Raw genomic sequence first — 20,878 nt, 5'->3', positions numbered from 1 at the left:
GAGATACGAGATACGAGATACGAGATACGAGATACGAGATACGAGATACGAGATATTTTTGAAAAATAAAGCAGATAAGACAAGCAAAAAATGCCAAACATCATAGTGCAATTTTTGTTATCTATTCCTTATTCTATAGATACAAAAAAGCCGAGCTAATGCTCGGCTTTTTGTATTAATAATCTAGTCTAGATTACTCAGCGGCGTCTTCAGCAGCTGGGCGGTCTACTAGCTCAATGTAAGCCATTGGAGCTTTATCGCCAGTACGGAAACCACATTTAAGAATGCGAGTGTAACCACCTTGGCGAGCCGCAAAGCGCGGGCCTAGTTCATTAAATAGTTTTGCTACAACTTCGTTATCACGAGTGCGAGCAAATGCAAGACGACGGTTAGCAACACTGTCTGTCTTAGCTAGGGTAATCAACGGCTCAATTACGCGACGTAGTTCTTTTGCTTTAGGCACGGTAGTTTTAATAACTTCGTGACGAACAAGAGAGCTAGCCATGTTGCTGAACATCGCTTTACGATGACTGCTGTTGCGGTTGAGTTGACGACCACTTTTACGATGGCGCATGACCTAATCCTTCTAACTTTTCGATTAATCTTCAGCGATTGACGCTGGTGGCCAGTTTTCTAGGCGCATGCCCAGAGAAAGACCACGTGAAGCAAGCACATCTTTAATCTCTGTAAGAGATTTCTTACCAAGGTTTGGCGTTTTAAGTAGCTCAACCTCAGTGCGCTGTACAAGATCACCGATGTAGTGAATCGCTTCTGCTTTCAAACAGTTAGCAGAGCGAACTGTTAGTTCAAGATCGTCTACAGGACGTAGTAGGATAGGATCGAATTCTGGCTTCTCTTCCTTCTCCTCAGGTACACGTACATCACGAAGATCTACGAACGCATCCAATTGTTCAGCTAAAATAGTAGCTGCACGACGGATTGCTTCCTCAGGTTCTAGAGTACCGTTCGTTTCCATATCGATAACAAGCTTGTCTAAGTCAGTACGTTGTTCTACACGTGCCGCTTCTACAGCATAGGCGATTTTATCGACCGGGCTGTAAGTAGCGTCAACAAGTAGACGACCAATTGGACGCTCATCTTCTTCAGTATGGATACGAGCTGAAGCTGGAACGTAACCACGACCACGTTCTACTTTGATTCGCATAGCGATCTCAGCATTGTCATCCGTTAGGTGACAAATTACGTGCTCAGGGTTAGCGATCTCTACATCACCATCGTGGGTGATGTCACCTGCAACAACAGGGCCTGAGCCTGATTTGTTCAGTGTAATAAACACTTCATCTTTGCCTTCAGCAACGCGTACAGCTAAACCTTTAAGGTTCAGAAGGATTTCAAGGATATCTTCCTGAACGCCTTCTTTAGTGCTGTATTCGTGTAGCACACCTTCAATTTCAACTTCTGTTACGGCACAACCCGGCATAGAAGATAGAAGAATGCGGCGAAGAGCATTACCTAGAGTGTGGCCGAAACCGCGCTCTAATGGCTCAAGAGTTACTTTCGCGTGTGTCGTATTGATCTGTTCAATGTCAACAAGACGCGGCTTAAGAAATTCTGTTACAGAACCCTGCATTGTGTCCTCTCTTTTTTTAACCTTACTTAGAGTAAAGTTCGACGATCAAGTGTTCATTGATGTCAGCTGATAGATCAGAACGCTCAGGCATACGCTTGAATGTACCTTCCATTTTGCCAGCATCTACTTCAATCCAAGTTGGCTTTTCACGTTGTTCAGCAACTTCTAGAGCAGCTTTAATACGAGATTGCTGTTTAGCTTTCTCGCGAATAGAAACAACGTCATTTGCCGCTACTTTGAAAGAAGGAACGTTTACAACTTTACCGTTAACTAGGATAGACTTGTGGCTAACTAGTTGACGAGATTCAGCGCGAGTTGCACCAAAACCCATACGGTAAACTACGTTATCAAGACGACCTTCAAGAAGCTGAAGCAGGTTTGCACCCGTGTTGCCTTTAAGACGTGCAGCTTCTTTGTAGTAGTTGCGGAATTGTTTTTCTAGAACGCCGTAGATACGACGAACTTTTTGCTTCTCACGAAGCTGAACGCCATACTCAGATAGACGACCGCGACGAGCGCCGTGTACACCTGGTGCGTTATCAATTTTACACTTGGTATCGATCGCACGGACACCAGACTTAAGAAATAAGTCAGTACCTTCGCGACGGCTAAGCTTCAGCTTAGGACCCAAATATCTTGCCATGATCTTTCTCCAATATTCCTAGAAACGAAACTTAAACGCGGCGTTTCTTAGGTGGACGACAACCGTTATGAGGGATTGGTGTCGCATCAACAATGTTAGTGATACGGAAACCAGCAGCGTTCAGTGCACGAACAGTAGATTCGCGACCTGGACCTGGACCCTTAACCATAACTTCCAAGTTCTTTAGGCCATATTCTTTAGCCATTTCACCACAACGCTCAGCTGCAACTTGTGCTGCGAACGGAGTAGATTTACGAGAACCACGGAAGCCTGAACCACCTGCTGTAGCCCATGCAAGAGCATTGCCTTGACGGTCAGTGATAGTTACGATTGTGTTGTTGAAAGAAGCATGAATGTGCGCTACGCCATCAGCTACTTGCTTGCGTACGCGCTTACGCGCGCGAGTTGGTTGTTTTGCCATTGTACTCTACCTTATCCGACTATTTCTTGATCGGCTTGCGCGGACCCTTACGGGTGCGAGCGTTGGTTTTAGTACGCTGTCCACGTAGTGGTAGACTGCGACGATGACGAAGACCGCGGTAACAGCCAAGGTCCATAAGACGCTTGATGTTCATCGATACTTCACGACGTAGATCACCTTCTACAGTGTACTTAGCTACACCATCACGCAGTTGATCGATCTGCTCTTCAGTTAGTTCACTGATCTTAGCATCTTCAGCAATACCCACTTCAGCTAGAATAGCTTGAGAGCGAGTTTTACCGATACCGTAGATTGCAGTAAGTGCAATTACAGAATGCTTATGATCAGGAATGTTAATGCCGGCTATACGGGCCATTATTCACTCCTAAGGGGGTTCATAAAAGAATTATCCGCAGCAAAGCCCGTTATGGATACGCTGCGGCATACTACTTCTTTTGCACGCAAAAGGTAGGCCGAGGAATATACTCGACTCTACCTTGTATTTCAAGTAAAAATTTCTGCTTATTAGCCTTGGCGTTGCTTATGCTTTGGCTCACTGCAAATCACGCGAACGACACCGTTACGCTTGATAACTTTACAGTTACGGCAGATTTTTTTAACGGAAGCACGAACTTTCATTGCTAAACTCCGTAAATGGAATCGAAATTGTTATAACCGAATTAACGGCCGTAACCTTTCAGATTCGCTTTCTTTAACACAGAATCATACTGTTGAGACATCAGATGAGTCTGTACCTGTGCCATGAAATCCATGATAACTACCACTACGATTAATAGTGATGTGCCGCCAAAGTAGAAACGAACGTTCCACGCGACCATCATGAACTCAGGAATCAGACATATAAAAGTAATGTATAGAGCGCCCGCAAGGGTCAGTCTAGTCATTACTTTATCGATATATTTCGCTGTCTGCTCACCTGGGCGGATACCGGGTACGAATGCACCAGACTTCTTCAAGTTATCAGCTGTTTCGCGAGGGTTAAACACCAACGCTGTATAGAAGAAACAGAAGAAGATTATAGCTGCTGCATAAAGCATTACATACAAAGGTTGACCAGGGCTAAGAGCTAATGACACGTCAGTTAACCAACCGAACGCGCTGCTTTCGCCATTTTGACCAAACCACTGTGCTAATGTTCCTGGGAACAAAATAATACTCGATGCAAAAATCGCTGGAATAACACCTGCCATATTAATTTTAAGAGGCAGATGAGAGCTTTGTGCTGCAAAAACTTTACGACCTTGTTGACGTTTCGCATAGTTAACGACAATACGACGTTGACCACGTTCCATGAAAACTACGAAGTAAATAACAGCAAAAGACAATACAGCAATCAACAGCAGAAGAAGCACATGCAATTCACCTTGACGCGCTTGCTCGATTGTTTGACCGATTGCAGAAGGCAACCCTGCAACAATACCTGCAAAAATCAGAATGGAAATACCATTACCGATTCCTCGCTCAGTGATTTGTTCACCTAACCACATTAAAAACATGGTGCCAGTTACTAAACTCACGGTTGCAATAAGCGTAAACATGGTTTGGTTGATAACAACCAGATTATCGACCATGTTTGGTAAGCCTGTTGCGATACCAATAGCTTGGAATGTTGCAAGTACAAGCGTGCCGTAGCGTGTATATTGGCTTATCTTACGACGGCCTGCTTCACCCTCTTTCTTGAGTTCCGCTAACGCTGGATGAACTACAGTTAGCAATTGGACTACGATCGATGCCGAAATGTACGGCATGATACCCAATGCTAATATAGATGCACGCTCAAGAGCACCACCGGAGAACATGTTAAACATTTCAACGATGGTACCTTTTTGCTGATCGAACAAATCGGCAAGTACAGCTGCGTCAATACCAGGGATCGGCACAAAAGAGCCGGCTCGGAATACTAAAAGTGCACCAATTACGAATAATAAGCGCGACTTTAGTTCACTTAAGCCGCTCTGAGCACTACGAAAATCTTTTCCTGGTTTCTTAGCCATCTGTACCTCGTTCCTCGAGATTATTCCTCGATTTTACCGCCTGCAGCTTCGATTGCAGCTTTAGCGCCTTTAGTCACGCGTAGACCTTTAACAGTCACAGCTTTACTTAGGTCACCAGAAAGAACGATCTTAACAAATTCGATGTTCTTAGTGATAACGTTAGCAGCTTTAAGGCTGTTAAGATCAACTACGTCACCTGTTACTTTCGCTAGCTCAGCTAGACGAACTTCAGCAGACACTAGACTCTTACGAGAAGTGAAACCGAATTTAGGTAGACGTTGTTTTAGAGGCATTTGACCGCCTTCAAAACCTGGACGAACAGAGCCGCCAGAACGTGACTTTTGACCTTTGTGACCGCGGCCACCTGTTTTACCAAGGCCAGAACCGATACCACGACCTACACGCTTCTTAGAAGGTTTAGAGCCAGCAGCCGGTGATAGAGTATTCAAACGCATTCTGATTACTCCTCAATCTTAACCATGTAGTAAACCTTGTTGATCATACCGCGTACGCACGGTGTATCTTCAAGTTCTACTGTATGGTTGATGCGACGAAGACCTAGACCTTTAAGACACGCTTTGTGCTTAGGTAGGCGACCAATTGAGCTTTTAGTTTGAGTTACTTTAATAGTTGCCATCGTGTGCTTACTCCGAAATAGATTCAACAGTTAGACCACGTTTAGCAGCAACCATTTCTGGTGACTTAACGTCAACTAAAGCACCAATCGTTGCACGAACGATATTGATAGGGTTCGTAGAACCGTATGCTTTAGAAAGTACGTTATGTACGCCCGCAACTTCAAGTACAGCACGCATTGCACCACCGGCAATAACACCTGTACCTTCAGCAGCTGGCTGCATGTAAACTTTAGAGCCCGAATGACGACCTTTCACCGGGTGGTGAAGAGTGCCTTCGTTAAGCGCAACAGTAACCATGTTACGACGCGCCTTTTCCATTGCTTTTTGAATCGCAGCAGGTACTTCACGAGCTTTGCCGTAACCGAAACCTACACGACCATTACCGTCACCAACTACTGTTAGTGCAGTGAAGCTCATGATTCGACCACCTTTAACCGTCTTAGATACACGGTTAACAGCAATCAATTTTTCTTGCAAATCATTAGCTTGTTGTTGTTCTTTAGCCATCTTCCAACCCTACCTTAGAATTTCAGACCAGCTTCGCGAGCAGATTCTGCTAGCGCCGCTACTCGACCGTGGTATTGGAAACCAGAACGATCGAATGCAACTGAAGCTACGCCTTTTTCAAGAGCGCGCTCAGCAACAGTTTTACCAACTGTTTTAGCTGCATCAATGTTACCAGTGTTCTTAACTTGCTCACGGATCGCTTTTTCTACAGTAGAAGCAGCTGCGATAACCTCAGAGCCGTTTGCCGAGATAACTTGTGCGTAAACATGGCGAGGAGTACGGTGTACTACCAGGCGAGTTGCACCAAGTTCTGCAATCTTACGACGTGCACGTGTAGCACGACGGATGCGAGATGCTTTCTTATCCATAGTGATACCTTACTTCTTCTTAGCTTCTTTAGTACGCACATTTTCATCTGCGTAACGTACACCTTTACCTTTATAAGGCTCAGGCTCACGATAAGAACGAATGTCAGCCGCAACTTGACCAACTAGCTGTTTATCACAACCAGTTACAATGATCTCAGTTTGGCTAGGGCACTCAGCTTTAATACCTTCAGGTAGAGCGTGCTCTACTGGGTGAGAAAAACCAAGAGTTAGAGCTACAGAGTTGCCTTTCATAGCAGCACGGTAACCAACACCCTTAAGAGTAAGCTTCTTAGTGAAGCCCTCAGTAACACCCACAACCATGTTGTTAACTAGAGCGCGAGCTGTACCAGCTTGTGCCCATGCGTTAGCAACACCTTCTTTCGGACCGAAAGTTAGGTTGTTTTCTTCCTGTGCAATAACTACGGCGTTGTTAAGAACGCGAGTAAGCTCACCTTTGCTACCTTTTACAGTAACTTCTTGGCCGTTTAGTTTCACCTCTACGCCAGCTGGAATAGCGACAGGTGCTTTAGCAACACGAGACATAATCTACTCCTTAAGCTACGTAACAGATGATTTCACCGCCAAGACCTGCTTTACGAGCAGCACGGTCAGACATCAGACCCTTGGAAGTAGAAACAACTGCAATACCAAGACCACCCATCACTGTAGGTAAAGAGTCTTTATTTTTATAAACTCTTAGACCAGGACGTGATACACGCTTGATTTGCTCGATTACAGGTTTAGCTTGGAAGTACTTAAGAGTAACTTCTAGCTCAGGTTTTGCTTCGCCTTCAACAGCGAAGTCTACGATGTAACCTTCAGCTTTAAGTAATGCAGCAATTGCAACTTTAAGCTTTGAAGAAGGCATTTTTACAGCAACTTTGTTTGCTGCCTGACCGTTACGAACGCGGGTCAGCATATCCGAAATCGGATCTTGCATGCTCATAAGATTTACTCCAAATGATTAAGTGGCAATTACCAGCTAGCCTTACGAAGACCCGGAATCTCGCCTTTCATGCAAGCTTCACGAACCTTAATGCGGCTTAGACCGAATTTACGTAGGTAACCGTGTGGACGACCAGTTTGGTTGCAACGGTTGCGCTGACGTGATGCACTTGAATCACGTGGAAGAGATTGCAGTTTAAGAACCGCATTCCAACGATCTTCTTCAGATGCGTTTACATCGCTAATGATAACTTTTAGCGCAGAACGCTTTTCAGCGAACTTAGCTACTAGTTTTGCACGTTTAGCTTCACGTGCTTTCATTGATTGTTTAGCCATAACAGTAACCCTACCCTTACTTACGGAATGGGAAGTTAAAGGCAGCCAGCAGAGCTCGGCCTTCCTCATCGGAACCCGCAGAAGTCGTGATAGTGATATCAAGACCGCGGACGCGATCGACTTTATCGTAGTCGATTTCCGGAAAGATGATTTGCTCGCGAACGCCCATGCTGTAGTTACCGCGACCGTCAAAAGACTTAGCGCTAACACCACGGAAATCACGTACACGTGGAAGTGCGATAGAGATTAAACGCTCTAAAAACTCCCACATGCGCTCACCACGCAAGGTTACTTTACAACCAATTGGGTAGCCTTCACGAATTTTGAAACCAGCTACAGATTTACGCGCTTTAGTGATAAGTGGCTTTTGACCAGAGATCGTTGCCATATCAGATGCTGCGTTTTCTAGTAGTTTCTTATCGTTGATTGCTTCACCAACGCCCATATTTAGGGTGATTTTCTCAATCCTAGGGACTTGCATGACGCTTGTGTAGCTGAACTCTTTGGTAAGCTCAGCGACTACAGACGACTTGTAGTAATCATGCAGTTTCGCCATAGTAGAACTCCAAATTACTTCTAATTAGTTAGAAACAGTTTCGCCGTTAGATTTGAAGAAACGAACTTTCTTGCCATCTTCGATACGGAAACCGATACGGTCTGCTTTACCAGTAGCCGCGTTAAAAACTGCAACGTTAGAAGCATCAATAGCTGCTTCTTGTTCAACGATGCCACCTTGTTGACCTAGAGCCGGAACCGGCTTTTGGTGTTTTTTAACAAGGTTGATGCCTTCAACGATAACTTTACCAGTTGTCAGAACCTTAGTTACTTTACCTTTCTTGCCTTTATCTTTACCAGCAAGAATGATTACTTCGTCATTACGACGGATTTTAGCTGCCATGTTGCCGCTCCTTACAGAACTTCAGGTGCTAGTGATACAATCTTCATGAATTTCGCATTACGAAGTTCACGAGTCACAGGACCAAAGATACGTGTGCCGACTGGTTGCTCAGTAGTGTCATTTAACAATACACAAGCATTACTGTCGAAGCGAATGACAGAACCGTCTGGGCGACGAACGCCTTTACGGGTGCGCACTACTACCGCCTTCAGAACATCACCTTTCTTTACTTTACCGCGAGGAATTGCTTCCTTCACTGTAACTTTGATGACGTCACCGATATGTGCATAACGGCGGTGAGAGCCACCCAGAACCTTAATACACATTACCTTGCGCGCGCCAGAGTTATCTGCTGCGTCAAGTGTACTTTGCATCTGGATCATTGTTAGTGCTCCGCTAAATATTAAAACTAGACCCTCTCGGGTCGGGCTGCCTCTTTAAAAGGGACGCGAATTGTACCACCCTTTTTTTAAATTGGGTAGACAAAAAACAAGCGGCTCCAAAAAATAATTTGGAGCCGCTTATAAGTTATAGAATTACAAAGATTAAATCTTCGCTTTTTCTAGAACTTTAACCAATGTCCAAGACTTAGTCTTAGACAGAGGACGACACTCAACGATTTCAACTTTGTCGCCTAGGCCACAAGTGTTGTCTTCATCGTGTGCGTGTACTTTAGTCGTGCGCTTAACGTATTTACCGTAAATTGGATGTTTTACAGTACGTTCGATAGCAACAACGATAGACTTGTCCATCTTGTCACTTACAACACGACCTTGCTGGATGCGGTTAGTTTCGCTCATTATGCGCCTGCCTTTTCAGTCAAAACAGTTTTCACACGTGCGATGTCACGGCGTACAGCTTTTAGAGTATGAGTTTGCTGTAGCTGACCAGTTGCAGCTTGCATGCGCAAGTTGAACTGTTCACGTAGCAAATTCAATAGCTCAGCGTTAAGCTCTTCAACGTTCTTTTCGCGTAGATCTTGTGCTTTCATCACATCACCTGCTTAGTTACAAAAGTAGTTTTAACAGGCAGTTTACGTGCCGCTAGGCGGAACGCTTCACGTGCCAACTCTTCAGGTACGCCATTCATCTCGTACATAACTTTGCCAGGTTGGATTTGAGCAACCCAGTACGCAACTGAACCTTTACCTTTACCTTGACGAACTTCAAGAGGCTTTTCAGTAATCGGCTTGTCTGGGAATACACGGATCCAGATTTGACCTTGACGCTTAATGTGACGTGTCATAGCACGACGTGCCGCTTCGATTTGACGTGCAGTTAGACGACCACGGCCAACAGCTTTAAGACCGAATTCGCCGAAGCTTACTTCAGTACCTTTCGCTAGACCACGGTTACGACCAGTCATAACCTTGCGGAACTTAGTACGTTTTGGTTGTAGCATCGTTCGACTCCTTACTTACGGCCTTTACGCTGCTTCTTAGGCTTATCGCCTTTTGGCTCTACTGCGTTAGCAGCTGGCATACCGCCTAGAATCTCACCTTTGAAGATCCAAACTTTAATGCCGATCACACCGTATTGAGTGTGAGCCGAAGAAGTTGCGTAATCAATGTCTGCACGTAGAGTGTGTAGAGGCACACGGCCTTCACGGTACCACTCAGAACGTGCGATTTCAGCACCGCCAAGACGGCCACCTACTTGTACTTTGATGCCTTTAGCGCCTAGACGCATAGCATTTTGTACCGCACGTTTCATTGCACGACGGAACATAACACGACGCTCTAGTTGAGACGCGATGCTATCAGCTACAAGCTGACCATCTAGCTCAGGCTTACGTACTTCAGCGATGTTAATTTGCGCTGGTACACCTGCGATTTTAGCTACAGCTGTGCGTAGCTTCTCTACGTCTTCACCTTTCTTACCGATAACAACGCCAGGACGAGCTGTGTGAATAGTCACACGGATGCTCTTAGCTGGACGCTCGATAACGATACGAGATAATGATGCTTTTTGTAGTTCCTTTGTAAGGAACTGACGTACCTTGAAGTCGCCGTCTAGGTTGTCAGCGAATTCGTTGGTATTAGCAAACCATGTAGCATTCCAAGGCTTAACGATGCCAAGACGAATACCATTAGGATGTACTTTCTGACCCATTGCTTACTCTCCTAGTCTTTAGCGATCTGCTACAACAATAGTGATGTGGCTTGAACGCTTCAAGATACGATCCGCACGACCTTTAGCACGAGGCATAATGCGCTTCATGATAGGGCCCTCATCTACGAAGATTTTAGCGACATTTAGATCGTCGATATCTGCACCTTCGTTATGTTCCGCGTTAGCGATAGCTGACTCAAGAACTTTCTTAACCAATACAGCAGCTTTTTTGTTGCTGAAAGTTAGAATTTCTAGAGCTTGGTCTACCGACTTACCGCGAATTTGGTCTGCAACTAAGCGAGCTTTCTGTGGAGAAATACGAGCAAAGTTATGTTTAGCTAAAGCTTCCATCATCTACTCCTTATTTCTTCTTAGCTTTCTTATCTGCAGCATGACCGCGATAAGTACGAGTTGGTGCAAATTCGCCCAGTTTGTGACCGATCATTTCTTCGGTAACGAAAACTGGAACGTGCTGACGACCATTATGGACAGCGATGGTCAAACCAATCATTGTTGGGATGATCATTGAGCGACGGGACCAAGTCTTAATAGGCTTTTTGTCTCCGCTTTCCACCGCTTTCTCTACCTTCTTCAGCAAGTGTAGGTCAATAAAAGGACCTTTCTTGAGAGAACGTGGCATGGCGATTCCTCTTTATAGATTATTTAGTGCGACGACGTACGATGTACTTGTCAGTGCGCTTGTTCTTACGAGTCTTGAAGCCCTTAGTAGGAACGCCCCAAGGAGATACTGGGTGACGACCACCAGATGTGCGGCCTTCACCACCACCATGTGGGTGATCCACCGGGTTCATTACTACACCACGTACGGTTGGACGTACGCCGCGCCAGCGTGAAGCACCAGCTTTACCAAGTTCACGTAGCATATGCTCAGAGTTACCAACTTCACCGATCGTTGCACGACCTTCAGAAAGAACTTTGCGCATTTCACCAGAACGTAGACGAATAGTTACGTATGCACCATCGCGAGCGATGATTTGAGCATAAGCACCAGCCGAACGAGCTAGCTGAGCACCTTTACCAGGCTTAAGTTCAACACAGTGTACAGTAGAACCTACTGGGATGTTGCGCATCGGCAGAGTGTTACCTGCTTTGATTGCTGCATCTACACCAGATTGAATCTGGTCACCTGCGTTAACACCTTTAGGTGCAATGATGTAACGACGCTCACCGTCTGCGTACAGAACTAGAGCGATGTTAGCACTACGGTTTGGATCGTATTCTAGACGCTCAACTTTCGCTGGGATGCCATCTTTAGTACGTTTGAAGTCAACTACACGGTAGTGGTGCTTATGACCACCGCCGATGTGACGTACTGTGATACGACCGTTGTTGTTACGACCACCGTTCTTAGAGTTTTTCTCTAGAAGTGGTGCGTATGGCTTACCCTTGTGTAGGTCAGCGTTAACAACTTTAACGACGTGACGACGACCAGGGGAAGTCGGCTTACATTTAACAATAGCCATTTTTACTACTCCTGTTATTCCGCGCCGCCAACGAAGTCAAGATCTTGACCTTCTTTCAAAGTAACGTAGGCTTTCTTAACGTCTGAACGACGGCCTTCACGCATACCTTGACGTTTGGTCTTACCCTTTAATACAAGAGTATTTACAGACTTAACTTCAACTTCAAATAGCTTTTCTACAGCTGCTTTGATCTCTTTCTTAGTTGCATCTTTAGCTACTTTGAAAACGATAGTGTTCGCTTTCTCAGCTGCCATAGTTGCTTTTTCAGAGATGTGCGGAGCACGTAGAACTTTTAAGATACGCTCTTCAGTGATCATGCTAGCATCTCCTCAACTTGCTTAACTGCGTCAGCAGTCATTAGAACCTTGTCGAAAGCGATAAGTGATACTGGGTCTACACCAGCAACATCACGTGCATCAACTTTGTATAGGTTACGAGCAGCTAAGAATAGATTTTCATCTACTTCGCCAGTCACAATCAGAACGTCGCTTAGCTCAAGCTCTTTAAGCTTAGCTACAAGTTCTTTTGTTTTTGGTGCTTCTACAGAGAAGTTATCAACAACGATTAAACGCTCTTGACGAACTAACTCAGAAAGAATGCTCTTCATAGCACCACGGTACATTTTTTTGTTTACTTTTTGGCTGTGATCTTGTTGTTTCGCAGCAAAAGTAACACCACCTGTACGCCAGATTGGGCTACGAATTGTACCAGCACGTGCGCGGCCAGTACCTTTTTGACGCCATGGCTTAGCGCCACCGCCAGATACTTCAGAACGAGTCTTTTGAGCACGAGTACCTTGACGAGCACCTGCTGCATATGCAACAACTACTTGGTGTACAAGAGCTTCGTTGAAGTCACGTCCGAAAGTAGTCTCGGAAACAGTTAGTGCATCAGCACCTTTAACCATCAATTCCATTACTTACTCCTAGACGTTATGCTTTAACAGCAGGTTTTACGATCACGTTTCCGCCTGTTGAGCCCGGTACTGCACCTTTAATAAGGAGTAGATTGCGCTCAGCGTCAACACGTACGATCTCTAGGTTTTGAGTCGTTACACGCTCAGCACCCATGTGACCTGCCATTTTCTTGCCTTTAAACACGCGACCTGGAGTTTGACATTGGCCAATTGAACCCGGTGCGCGGTGAGACAAAGAGTTACCGTGAGTCATATCTTGAGTAGAGAAGTTCCAACGCTTAACAGCGCCTTGGAAGCCTTTACCTTTAGATGTACCAGTAACGTCTACTTTTTTAATTTCGTTGAAAAGTTCTACGTTTAGCTCAGCGCCAACTTCAAACTCTTCGCCGTTTTCTAAACGGAATTCCCAAAGACCGCGACCTGCTTCTACACCCGCTTTCGCGAAGTGACCAGCTTCAGGTTTAGTTACACGGTTAGCTTTCTTAGCACCAGCAGTTACTTGGATTGCTGCGTAGCCGTCTGTCTCAAGAGTTTTAACTTGAGAAATACGGTTCGCTTCAACCTCAACAACTGTTACTGGGATAGAAACGCCTTCTTCGGTAAATACGCGGGTCATACCCACTTTACGTCCGACTAGACCAATCATTATTCTTATCTCCCTTAACCTAGGCTGATTTGAACATCAACGCCAGCTGCAAGATCAAGACGCATTAGAGCATCAACAGTTTTATCTGTTGGCTCAACGATGTCGATCAAACGCTTGTGAGTACGGATTTCGTACTGGTCACGTGCATCTTTGTTGACGTGTGGAGAGGTAAGAACAGTGAAACGCTCTTTACGAGTAGGAAGTGGAATAGGACCACGAACCTGTGCGCCAGTACGTTTTGCTGTTTCAACGATTTCCGCAGTTGAAGCATCGATTAGCTTGTAATCAAACGCTTTAAGGCGGATACGAATACGTTGGTTCTGCATGAGACAGAGCTCCAATTATTAAAAATTACACAAACAATATCGCCACTCAAACTCGAAAAGACGAGAGAATGCCGATTGATTTATGTGAAACCGTAGCATCCAAAATTAGGACGCATTGTCAGTTAACTTTTGAAGCAAACAAAAAGTTTACTATTTTTATTAACCGCGAACATAAGCTGAGTATACATTACTAGGTAAGACCTACTCCTCAGTGCTCATTGGTTCACAACCGACGTTAGCCAGTGCGTTGCATTATACAGATCACATTTTGGTATGCAAGTGTCGTTGGAAAAATAATCGGAATATATTTGATGAAGGTAATCGATGGTAGCTGAATGACGAAAGTCGAATAACAAAGAACGGGGGAACTCTTGGGGAATTGTAGAAACGTAAGAGGTTAGAAAAATAAAAGGGAAGCCGAAGCTTCCCTTTTTAATGCAGTTCTTCTAATGAAGAGTGTGCAAAATCAATTCGCGATTAAGCGAAGATTTTAGCTACAACACCAGCACCAACAGTACGGCCACCTTCGCGGATTGCGAAACGTAGACCTTCGTCCATTGCGATTGGAGCAATTAGCTCAACAGTCATTTGAACGTTGTCACCTGGCATTACCATTTCTACGCCTTCTGGTAGAGTGATATCGCCTGTTACGTCAGTTGTACGGAAGTAGAACTGTGGACGGTAACCCTTGAAGAAAGGAGTGTGACGGCCGCCTTCGTCTTTAGAAAGTACGTATACTTCAGACTCAAACTTAGTGTGTGGGTTGATTGAACCTTTCGCAGAAAGTACTTGGCCACGTTCAACGTCATCACGCTTAGTACCACGTAGAAGTGCACCAACGTTCTCACCTGCACGACCTTCGTCAAGCAGTTTACGGAACATTTCAACACCAGTACAAGTAGTAAGAGTTGTCTCTTTGATACCAACGATTTCTACTTCGTCACCTACACGTAGGATACCGCGCTCGATACGACCAGTTACAACAGTACCACGACCTTGAATTGAGAATACGTCTTCAATTGGTAGTAGGAACGGTTGGTCTACTGCACGCTCTGGCTCTGGGATGTAAGAATCTAGTGCTTCTGCAAGCTCAACAATCTTGTCTTCCCACTGCTTCTCGCCGTTTAGTGCGCCAAGTGCAGAACCTTGGATAACTGGTAGGTCATCACCTGGGAAATCGTATTCAGAAAGAAGTTCACGAACTTCCATCTCAACTAGCTCAAGTAGCTCTTCGTCATCAACCATGTCACATTTGTTCATGAATACGATGATGTAAGGGATACCAACTTGACGACCAAGTAGGATGTGCTCACGAGTTTGAGGCATAGGGCCGTCAGTCGCAGCAACAACTAGGATGCCGCCGTCCATTTGTGCAGCACCAGTGATCATGTTTTTAACATAATCCGCGTGTCCTGGACAGTCTACGTGTGCGTAGTGACGTGATGGAGTGTCGTACTCAACGTGAGAAGTAGCGATTGTGATACCGCGCTCACGCTCTTCTGGAGCGTTATCGATAGATGCGAAATCTTTAGCAACACCACCGTACACTTTTGCAAGTGTAGTACAGATAGCAGCAGTTAGAGTTGTTTTACCGTGGTCAACGTGGCCGATAGTACCAACGTTTACGTGCGGTTTCGTACGTTCAAATTTTTCTTTAGACACAATCGTGTTCCTTCCTAGTTATGATTCGCCACGTTCATTATTGACCGAGACGCGCCAGAAATTGCTATTTTATGCGCCAACTCTCGTTAGCGCAATATTTGGACGCATTGTTCTTTTAAAAAATAAAGAAAAATGCCTTCCTTTTGTTTAACCACGTTCTGCAATGATTGCTTTTGCAACATTGTTAGGCACTTCAGCGTACTCACTAAACTTCATAGAGTAAGAAGCACGCCCTTGTGTCGCAGAACGTAAATCAGTTGCGTAACCGAACATGACAGACAACGGAACTTGTGCACGAATTATCTTCAGGCCAGCTGTCCCCTCGTCCATACCTTCGATGATGCCGCGACGACGGTTAATATCGCCAACAACGTCACCCATCCAGTCTTCTGGAGTAGTTACTTCAACTTTCATCATAGGCTCAAGCAGAACTGGTTGCGCTTCAAGTGCACCCGTCCTGAAAGCCATAGAGGCAGCGATTGTAAACGCCATCTCACTTGAATCAACTTCATGGTAAGAACCATCATACAGTGTAGCTTTGATATCCAAAACTGGATAGCCAGCAAGCACACCATTGTTCATCTGCTCTTCAACGCCTCTAGCAACTGAAGCGATAAACTCTTTAGGTACAATACCGTTGGCAATTTCATCTACGAAGACAAAGCCTTCGCCAGTTTCTGATGGCTCCAGTTTCAGCCATACGTGACCGTACTGACCCTTACCACCATGCTCACGGATAAATTTACCTTCTGCTTTCGCTGTACCGCGAATTGTTTCACGATAAGCTACTTGTGGATTACCAACGTTGCAGTTCACGTTAAATTCACGCTTCATACGGTCAACGATGATATCTAAGTGTAGTTCACCCATACCAGAAATCAGTGTCTGGCCTGTTTCCGCATCCATATCAACACGGAACGATGGGTCTTCTGCTGCTAGTTTACCTAGAGCAATGGTCATTTTATCTTGATCAGCTTGCGAGCTTGGCTCTACAACGATCTGAATAACTGGGTCTGGAAACTCCATGCGTTCAAGAATAATCTTATGATTCTGGTCACACAGAGTTTCACCTGTGGTTACATCTTTTAAACCAATAATGGCTGCAATGTCACCTGCTCGTACTTCTTTTACTTCTTCACGTTTATTTGAATGCATTTGAACAATGCGACCTAAACGTTCACGTTGCTTCTTCACAGAGTTGTAAGCAGTTTTGCCGCTTTCTACAATACCAGAGTAAACACGGATGAAAGTTAGAGTACCAACGAATGGGTCGGTTGCGATTTTAAAGGCTAGAGCAGAGAACGGTTCTTTATCGTCCGCGTGACGCTCTACTTCATTCTCGTCTTCATCAATACCTTGAATCGCAGGTACATCAATTGGTGAAGGGAGAAAATCAACAACGGCATCTAGAACAGCTTGTACGCCTTTGTTTTTGAATGCACTACCACAAGTTGCTAGTACTATTTCATTATTAAGGGTACGAGTGCGAAGACCTTGTTTGATTTCAGCTTCTGTTAGTTCGCCTTCTTCAAGGTACTTATCCATCAACTCTTCACTTGCTTCTGCAGCGGCTTCAACAAGTTCTGTACGATATTCTTCAGCCATTTCTTGCATGTCTGCTGGAATATCTTCGTAAGTGAAGGTCATGCCTTGATCAGCATCGTTCCAATTGATTGCCTTCATCTTGATAAGGTCAACAACACCTTGGAAGTTTTCTTCAGTGCCAATGTTCAATTGGATAGGAACAGGAGTTGCGCCTAAGCGGTCCTTGATCTGTTCAACGACACGCAAGAAATCTGCGCCTGTACGGTCCATTTTGTTAACGAAAACCAGACGTGGAACTTGGTACTTATCGGCTTGACGCCATACTGTCTCTGACTGAGGTTCAACGCCAGATGAGCCACAGAACACAACGACAGCACCATCAAGTACACGCAAAGAACGTTCTACTTCAATAGTAAAGTCAACGTGTCCAGGGGTGTCGATGATGTTGATACGGTGATCTGAGAACTGAGCTTCCATACCACGCCAAAACGTAGTGGTCGCTGCTGAAGTGATCGTAATACCGCGCTCTTGCTCTTGCTCCATCCAGTCCATGGTTGCTGCACCATCGTGAACTTCGCCGATTTTGTGAGAAAGACCGGTATAGAACAGAATACGTTCACTTGTGGTTGTTTTACCTGCATCTACGTGAGCAACAATACCAATATTACGGTATCGCTCAATAGGAGTTTTACGAGCCACGGTTGAATCCTCTTAACTTAGAGACTTAGGGACTATTGCTATACCCAGGAAGCTAAAAAGTACCAGCCCTAGAAATAGCAATAGTTCCTAGCATATGCATAGGAACTAAAGAAGTGCTGCAAGGAACCTTGCAGCACAAAAAAGGTATTACCAGCGGTAATGTGCGAACGCTTTGTTTGCGTCAGCCATGCGGTGAACGTCTTCACGTTTCTTAACCGCAGTACCTTTGTTCTCAGACGCGTCTAGCATTTCAGCAGCTAGGCGTTGAGCCATAGATTTTTCACCACGCTTACGCGCAGCTTCAACTACCCAACGCATAGCAAGAGCGTTACGGCGAACCGGACGAACTTCTACAGGTACTTGGTAAGTTGAACCACCTACACGGCGAGATTTAACCTCTACCGCTGGGCGAACATTTTCAAGAGCTTCTTCAAATACAGCTAAGTGGTCTTTACCAGACTTCTCAGCCATTGAATCTAGTGCAGTGTAAACGATTTTCTCTGCAGTAGATTTCTTTCCGTCAACCATAAGGATGTTAACGAATTTTGCCAGCAATTCAGATTTGAACTTAGGATCTGGAAGGATCTTACGCTGACCTATTACGCGACGACGTGGCATGGATATTCTCCGTTGTCTTCTTCAGGTTTTTTCCAAAACTTTTCAGAATAATAAATAAAATAGTGTTTGGCCTTACTTAACGCTTTCTTTTAAAAAAGAAAATGCATTAAGACTTAGGACGTTTCACACCGTACTTAGAACGACCTTGTTTACGGTCGTTAACGCCAGCACAGTCAAGCGCGCCGCGAACAGTGTGGTAACGAACACCCGGAAGGTCTTTTACACGACCGCCACGGATTAGTACAACACTGTGCTCTTGAAGGTTGTGACCTTCACCACCGATGTACGAAGTTACTTCGAAACCGTTGGTTAGACGTACACGACATACTTTACGTAGTGCCGAGTTAGGTTTTTTAGGTGTAGTAGTGTAAACACGAGTACATACACCACGTTTTTGTGGGCACGCTTCTAGTGCAGGCACGTTGCTTTTAACAACTTGCTTTACACGAGGTTTGCGAACCAACTGGTTAATAGTTGCCATTAACTAGCTCCTGAAATTTACTTGAAAGTAAGCTTTGTGAAAAATCTATCCCTAATCACAAGTCGTAATTAGGGACGCAAAATTCTATTCAGCAGTGGGAGGTGTGTCAAGAAATATACAGATCTTTTTTAGCCGTCCAGAGCTCAGGATGGTTTAATTTTAACCAAACTGATAAAACACGGCTACCAAGTGACTGATTTGTCGTTCAAAACCGTCAGTTTAACGAACCCGTCAAAGTCCACTTGACTAAGTGCACCAGAGACAAGGGGCTGTAAACCTCGGCTATCGAGATCCGGTTTTAACACCGACACCTGATCAACTGCGCAGATTTGAGTGAATAACTCATGATTGGGAAGGCAAACATACACCGCATCTTCCACTAAAAGGAAGTTATCCTGTGGTTGAGAGTAGGTCAATGCGAGTTTAAGTTTGTCGACTGATTTTACGATATGAAGCATAGCGTTCCCTAGAAAGTCAGTATCTGCTGGCATTGAGCTAGCTTCTGCGTTAACTCATCCGCTTCAACAGCGGTTACATCAATCAACAGGTTGTCTGTCGAAAGACCAAACTGACACAGGCTACGCTGACACACATACACCTGTTCGATGTCGTACAGGTCCATAAGCTTAAATGCTGAGATGTAGTCGCGTGATAGGACTTCGTCGGGTTGCTGCGCTTTAAGGAGCTGTGTCACGCCATCGCCAACAAAGAACACGGAGATGTCTTCACTGTAAGCGGAAGCGGCAAGTAATGCGTCTAATCCTTCTCTACCGGCAGCAGTACTATGAGGAAAACTATTAAATATAAAGGCTAACTTTCTCAAAACTGTACGACCCTATCTTGCGTGAGCAGCGCTTCCGATAAACTCCCTAATCCGGCCTGAGTGAATCCTGACGCCAGATTAGAAGCACTCAGTTTATGTTGCTCCGATTCTTCTGGGCTAATCACTCCGCGCCTTAACGCAGCAGCCACACAGGTCTCTAGGCTAACATCGTGCTCATCAGCCAGTTTTTGCCAAGCTGATGCTAAGTCAAATTCATCGTTAGCCGGTACGGTAAGAGCTGAGCCGTTACTGACGCCATCTTGATAGAAGAACACACTGTGAAGTTTGTGGCCCTGCTTAATCAGAGCCACTGCAAACTGATAAGCACTTCTTGCGGATTGTGAGCCGTAAACGGGCCCATTAACTAGGAGTGTGTAGCTTAACAACCCTCTTCATCCTCTGTTTTACGTTGGCGGATATACAAATATACGGTGTGCTTCGAGATATTCAAGCGTTCAGCAACACGGTTAATCGCATCTTTGATATCGAAAATACCTTTGTCGTAAAGCTCCATCACAATCTGACGGTTCTTAGTATTGTTCGATACTGACTTGTCTGCATTAATTTCTTCAATCGTTCGCTCAACCGTTTGGTCTACGAGTTCTTCAACATCACTTGCGAAGTTAACCGATGACGCAGCTTCATCAGCGTCTTGCGTTGGCATGAAAGATTGCAGCACTTGTGAGAATGGCGCATCTAAATTGACGTTGATACACAATAAACCTATCACTCGGTCTTCACCATTACGGATAGCAACCGTGATCGACTTCATTAATACTCCACCTTTAGCGCGAGTGAAGTATGAGCGTGAAAAGTTACGCTTAGAACCTTCAATATCTTTCAGCATCTTTAATGCAAGATCGGTGATCGGAGATCCAACCTGACGACCAGTATTCTCACCGTTGGCAATTTTAATTGCAGAAGTATTGAGGTCTTCTAGTGAGTGCAAAACGATTTCACAAAACGGACCAATAAGACTCGCAATACCATCAACAACGGCCTCATAAGATCTTAAAATAATTTTATCGTGTTCACTGAATGGCATAACGTGGACTGATTCCATTTCAAGTAACACATCTGCATTGATTGTTTCTGTAGTAGTCACTTATTCCTTACCTTCGTGTGAAAAATCAACAAATTTATGTAAGTTTATCAGAAAATTTTAATTGCACACCTAGCTAACATTGCAACTAGTGATTTAGAAC

Annotated in this window: 36 protein-coding genes; all 36 read right to left on the bottom strand. The window is 44.8% G+C overall.

All coding sequences use genetic code 11. The features are described 5' to 3' along the window. Positions 1-193: 193 nt before the first annotated feature. The 36 genes from rplQ to ACED48_RS09095 all read right to left on the bottom strand — a co-directional run bounded on the left by rplQ (position 194) and on the right by ACED48_RS09095 (position 20,778). Positions 194-574: a 50S ribosomal protein L17 gene (gene rplQ, locus ACED48_RS09270; protein ID WP_017054809.1), complete on the bottom strand. Its 381-nt coding sequence runs from the start codon at positions 572-574 to the stop codon at positions 194-196. Between the two features lie 24 nt (positions 575-598). Next, complete coding sequence (rpoA, locus tag ACED48_RS09265; RefSeq protein WP_004729813.1) at positions 599-1,591, bottom strand: DNA-directed RNA polymerase subunit alpha; 993 nt, start codon at positions 1,589-1,591, stop codon at positions 599-601. A 22-nt stretch (positions 1,592-1,613) separates the two neighbouring features. Continuing rightward, on the bottom strand, positions 1,614-2,234 hold the full coding sequence (gene rpsD / locus ACED48_RS09260) for a 30S ribosomal protein S4 (protein WP_004738777.1): 621 nt from the start codon (positions 2,232-2,234) through the stop codon (positions 1,614-1,616). 31 nt (positions 2,235-2,265) lie between these two features. After that, the gene (rpsK, locus tag ACED48_RS09255; RefSeq protein WP_004738778.1) at positions 2,266-2,655 is read right to left on the bottom strand and encodes a 30S ribosomal protein S11; all 390 of its coding nucleotides are present in this window, start codon (positions 2,653-2,655) and stop codon (positions 2,266-2,268) included. Between the two features lie 19 nt (positions 2,656-2,674). Beyond that, positions 2,675-3,031, bottom strand: coding sequence for a 30S ribosomal protein S13 (gene rpsM / locus ACED48_RS09250; RefSeq protein ID WP_004738779.1), 357 nt, complete (start codon positions 3,029-3,031; stop codon positions 2,675-2,677). Positions 3,032-3,180: 149 nt separating this feature from the next. Further along, entirely contained in the window at positions 3,181-3,294 is a 114-nt protein-coding gene (rpmJ, locus tag ACED48_RS09245; protein WP_000868186.1) for a 50S ribosomal protein L36, read from the bottom strand. A gap of 41 nt (positions 3,295-3,335) precedes the next feature. Continuing rightward, on the bottom strand, positions 3,336-4,670 hold the full coding sequence (secY, locus tag ACED48_RS09240) for a preprotein translocase subunit SecY (protein ID WP_017054810.1): 1,335 nt from the start codon (positions 4,668-4,670) through the stop codon (positions 3,336-3,338). 20 nt (positions 4,671-4,690) lie between these two features. Next, positions 4,691-5,125, bottom strand: coding sequence for a 50S ribosomal protein L15 (gene rplO / locus ACED48_RS09235; protein WP_004736758.1), 435 nt, complete (start codon positions 5,123-5,125; stop codon positions 4,691-4,693). A 5-nt stretch (positions 5,126-5,130) separates the two neighbouring features. After that, positions 5,131-5,307 carry a 50S ribosomal protein L30 gene (gene rpmD, locus ACED48_RS09230; RefSeq protein WP_004736756.1) on the bottom strand — a complete coding sequence of 59 codons (177 nt, stop codon included), beginning with the start codon at positions 5,305-5,307 and terminating at the stop codon, positions 5,131-5,133. A 7-nt stretch (positions 5,308-5,314) separates the two neighbouring features. Further along, positions 5,315-5,815, bottom strand: a complete 501-nt coding sequence (gene rpsE / locus ACED48_RS09225; protein ID WP_004738783.1) for a 30S ribosomal protein S5 — start codon at positions 5,813-5,815, stop codon at positions 5,315-5,317. 14 nt (positions 5,816-5,829) lie between these two features. Then, positions 5,830-6,183, bottom strand: coding sequence for a 50S ribosomal protein L18 (gene rplR, locus ACED48_RS09220; protein WP_017054811.1), 354 nt, complete (start codon positions 6,181-6,183; stop codon positions 5,830-5,832). Between the two features lie 9 nt (positions 6,184-6,192). After that, positions 6,193-6,726: a 50S ribosomal protein L6 gene (gene rplF, locus ACED48_RS09215; RefSeq protein ID WP_017054812.1), complete on the bottom strand. Its 534-nt coding sequence runs from the start codon at positions 6,724-6,726 to the stop codon at positions 6,193-6,195. Positions 6,727-6,736: 10 nt separating this feature from the next. Continuing rightward, on the bottom strand, positions 6,737-7,129 hold the full coding sequence (gene rpsH / locus ACED48_RS09210; protein WP_004738788.1) for a 30S ribosomal protein S8: 393 nt from the start codon (positions 7,127-7,129) through the stop codon (positions 6,737-6,739). 29 nt (positions 7,130-7,158) lie between these two features. Next, on the bottom strand, positions 7,159-7,464 hold the full coding sequence (gene rpsN / locus ACED48_RS09205) for a 30S ribosomal protein S14 (RefSeq protein WP_004738789.1): 306 nt from the start codon (positions 7,462-7,464) through the stop codon (positions 7,159-7,161). A gap of 16 nt (positions 7,465-7,480) precedes the next feature. Next, positions 7,481-8,020, bottom strand: coding sequence for a 50S ribosomal protein L5 (rplE, locus tag ACED48_RS09200; protein ID WP_004736744.1), 540 nt, complete (start codon positions 8,018-8,020; stop codon positions 7,481-7,483). A 24-nt stretch (positions 8,021-8,044) separates the two neighbouring features. After that, positions 8,045-8,362: a 50S ribosomal protein L24 gene (gene rplX / locus ACED48_RS09195; protein ID WP_004738792.1), complete on the bottom strand. Its 318-nt coding sequence runs from the start codon at positions 8,360-8,362 to the stop codon at positions 8,045-8,047. 11 nt (positions 8,363-8,373) lie between these two features. Beyond that, positions 8,374-8,745, bottom strand: a complete 372-nt coding sequence (gene rplN / locus ACED48_RS09190) for a 50S ribosomal protein L14 (protein ID WP_004736740.1) — start codon at positions 8,743-8,745, stop codon at positions 8,374-8,376. Positions 8,746-8,907: 162 nt separating this feature from the next. Beyond that, entirely contained in the window at positions 8,908-9,162 is a 255-nt protein-coding gene (rpsQ, locus tag ACED48_RS09185) for a 30S ribosomal protein S17 (RefSeq protein WP_008224753.1), read from the bottom strand. Further along, positions 9,162-9,353 (bottom strand): 50S ribosomal protein L29, encoded by a 192-nt coding sequence (rpmC, locus tag ACED48_RS09180; protein WP_004736737.1) that lies wholly within the window; start codon positions 9,351-9,353, stop codon positions 9,162-9,164. The genes rpsQ and rpmC overlap by 1 nt, the downstream gene beginning before the upstream one ends. Next, positions 9,353-9,763: a 50S ribosomal protein L16 gene (gene rplP, locus ACED48_RS09175; protein WP_004736736.1), complete on the bottom strand. Its 411-nt coding sequence runs from the start codon at positions 9,761-9,763 to the stop codon at positions 9,353-9,355. The genes rpmC and rplP overlap by 1 nt, the downstream gene beginning before the upstream one ends. An 11-nt stretch (positions 9,764-9,774) precedes the next feature. After that, positions 9,775-10,473: a 30S ribosomal protein S3 gene (gene rpsC / locus ACED48_RS09170; protein WP_017054813.1), complete on the bottom strand. Its 699-nt coding sequence runs from the start codon at positions 10,471-10,473 to the stop codon at positions 9,775-9,777. An 18-nt stretch (positions 10,474-10,491) separates the two neighbouring features. Then, entirely contained in the window at positions 10,492-10,824 is a 333-nt protein-coding gene (rplV, locus tag ACED48_RS09165) for a 50S ribosomal protein L22 (RefSeq protein WP_004736732.1), read from the bottom strand. 10 nt (positions 10,825-10,834) lie between these two features. After that, the gene (rpsS, locus tag ACED48_RS09160; protein ID WP_004736729.1) at positions 10,835-11,113 is read right to left on the bottom strand and encodes a 30S ribosomal protein S19; all 279 of its coding nucleotides are present in this window, start codon (positions 11,111-11,113) and stop codon (positions 10,835-10,837) included. 19 nt (positions 11,114-11,132) lie between these two features. Beyond that, a complete protein-coding gene (gene rplB, locus ACED48_RS09155; RefSeq protein ID WP_017054814.1) occupies positions 11,133-11,957 on the bottom strand; it encodes a 50S ribosomal protein L2 in 825 nt (274 codons plus the stop codon). A 14-nt stretch (positions 11,958-11,971) separates the two neighbouring features. Next, the gene (gene rplW / locus ACED48_RS09150; protein ID WP_004736765.1) at positions 11,972-12,274 is read right to left on the bottom strand and encodes a 50S ribosomal protein L23; all 303 of its coding nucleotides are present in this window, start codon (positions 12,272-12,274) and stop codon (positions 11,972-11,974) included. Beyond that, entirely contained in the window at positions 12,271-12,873 is a 603-nt protein-coding gene (gene rplD, locus ACED48_RS09145; RefSeq protein WP_017054815.1) for a 50S ribosomal protein L4, read from the bottom strand. Before rplD ends, rplW begins: the two co-directional genes overlap by 4 nt. Before the next feature lie 16 nt (positions 12,874-12,889). Then, a complete protein-coding gene (gene rplC / locus ACED48_RS09140) occupies positions 12,890-13,519 on the bottom strand; it encodes a 50S ribosomal protein L3 (protein WP_017054816.1) in 630 nt (209 codons plus the stop codon). A 14-nt stretch (positions 13,520-13,533) separates the two neighbouring features. Continuing rightward, on the bottom strand, positions 13,534-13,845 hold the full coding sequence (gene rpsJ, locus ACED48_RS09135; RefSeq protein ID WP_004736761.1) for a 30S ribosomal protein S10: 312 nt from the start codon (positions 13,843-13,845) through the stop codon (positions 13,534-13,536). A gap of 477 nt (positions 13,846-14,322) precedes the next feature. Beyond that, positions 14,323-15,507 (bottom strand): elongation factor Tu, encoded by a 1,185-nt coding sequence (gene tuf / locus ACED48_RS09130; protein ID WP_077680933.1) that lies wholly within the window; start codon positions 15,505-15,507, stop codon positions 14,323-14,325. Between the two features lie 147 nt (positions 15,508-15,654). Next, positions 15,655-17,751: an elongation factor G gene (gene fusA / locus ACED48_RS09125; RefSeq protein ID WP_017055800.1), complete on the bottom strand. Its 2,097-nt coding sequence runs from the start codon at positions 17,749-17,751 to the stop codon at positions 15,655-15,657. A 147-nt stretch (positions 17,752-17,898) separates the two neighbouring features. Then, a complete protein-coding gene (gene rpsG, locus ACED48_RS09120) occupies positions 17,899-18,369 on the bottom strand; it encodes a 30S ribosomal protein S7 (protein WP_010435163.1) in 471 nt (156 codons plus the stop codon). Positions 18,370-18,475: 106 nt separating this feature from the next. Then, complete coding sequence (gene rpsL / locus ACED48_RS09115) at positions 18,476-18,850, bottom strand: 30S ribosomal protein S12 (RefSeq protein WP_004737194.1); 375 nt, start codon at positions 18,848-18,850, stop codon at positions 18,476-18,478. A 182-nt stretch (positions 18,851-19,032) separates the two neighbouring features. Next, positions 19,033-19,308 (bottom strand): sulfurtransferase complex subunit TusB, encoded by a 276-nt coding sequence (tusB, locus tag ACED48_RS09110; RefSeq protein WP_017055801.1) that lies wholly within the window; start codon positions 19,306-19,308, stop codon positions 19,033-19,035. An 8-nt stretch (positions 19,309-19,316) separates the two neighbouring features. Then, entirely contained in the window at positions 19,317-19,673 is a 357-nt protein-coding gene (tusC, locus tag ACED48_RS09105; protein ID WP_017055802.1) for a sulfurtransferase complex subunit TusC, read from the bottom strand. After that, positions 19,670-20,059 carry a sulfurtransferase complex subunit TusD gene (gene tusD, locus ACED48_RS09100; protein ID WP_017055803.1) on the bottom strand — a complete coding sequence of 130 codons (390 nt, stop codon included), beginning with the start codon at positions 20,057-20,059 and terminating at the stop codon, positions 19,670-19,672. Before tusD ends, tusC begins: the two co-directional genes overlap by 4 nt. Next, a complete protein-coding gene (locus ACED48_RS09095; protein ID WP_017055804.1) occupies positions 20,053-20,778 on the bottom strand; it encodes a transcriptional regulator in 726 nt (241 codons plus the stop codon). Before ACED48_RS09095 ends, tusD begins: the two co-directional genes overlap by 7 nt. Positions 20,779-20,878: the final 100 nt, after the last annotated feature.

The sequence above is a fragment of the Vibrio sp. 5S239 genome (assembly GCF_041439575.1).
Classification (GTDB): domain Bacteria; phylum Pseudomonadota; class Gammaproteobacteria; order Enterobacterales; family Vibrionaceae; genus Vibrio; species Vibrio kanaloae.
The sequence above is the reverse complement of the archived record's forward strand: the minus strand, read 5'-3'. Positions and strand labels throughout refer to the sequence as shown.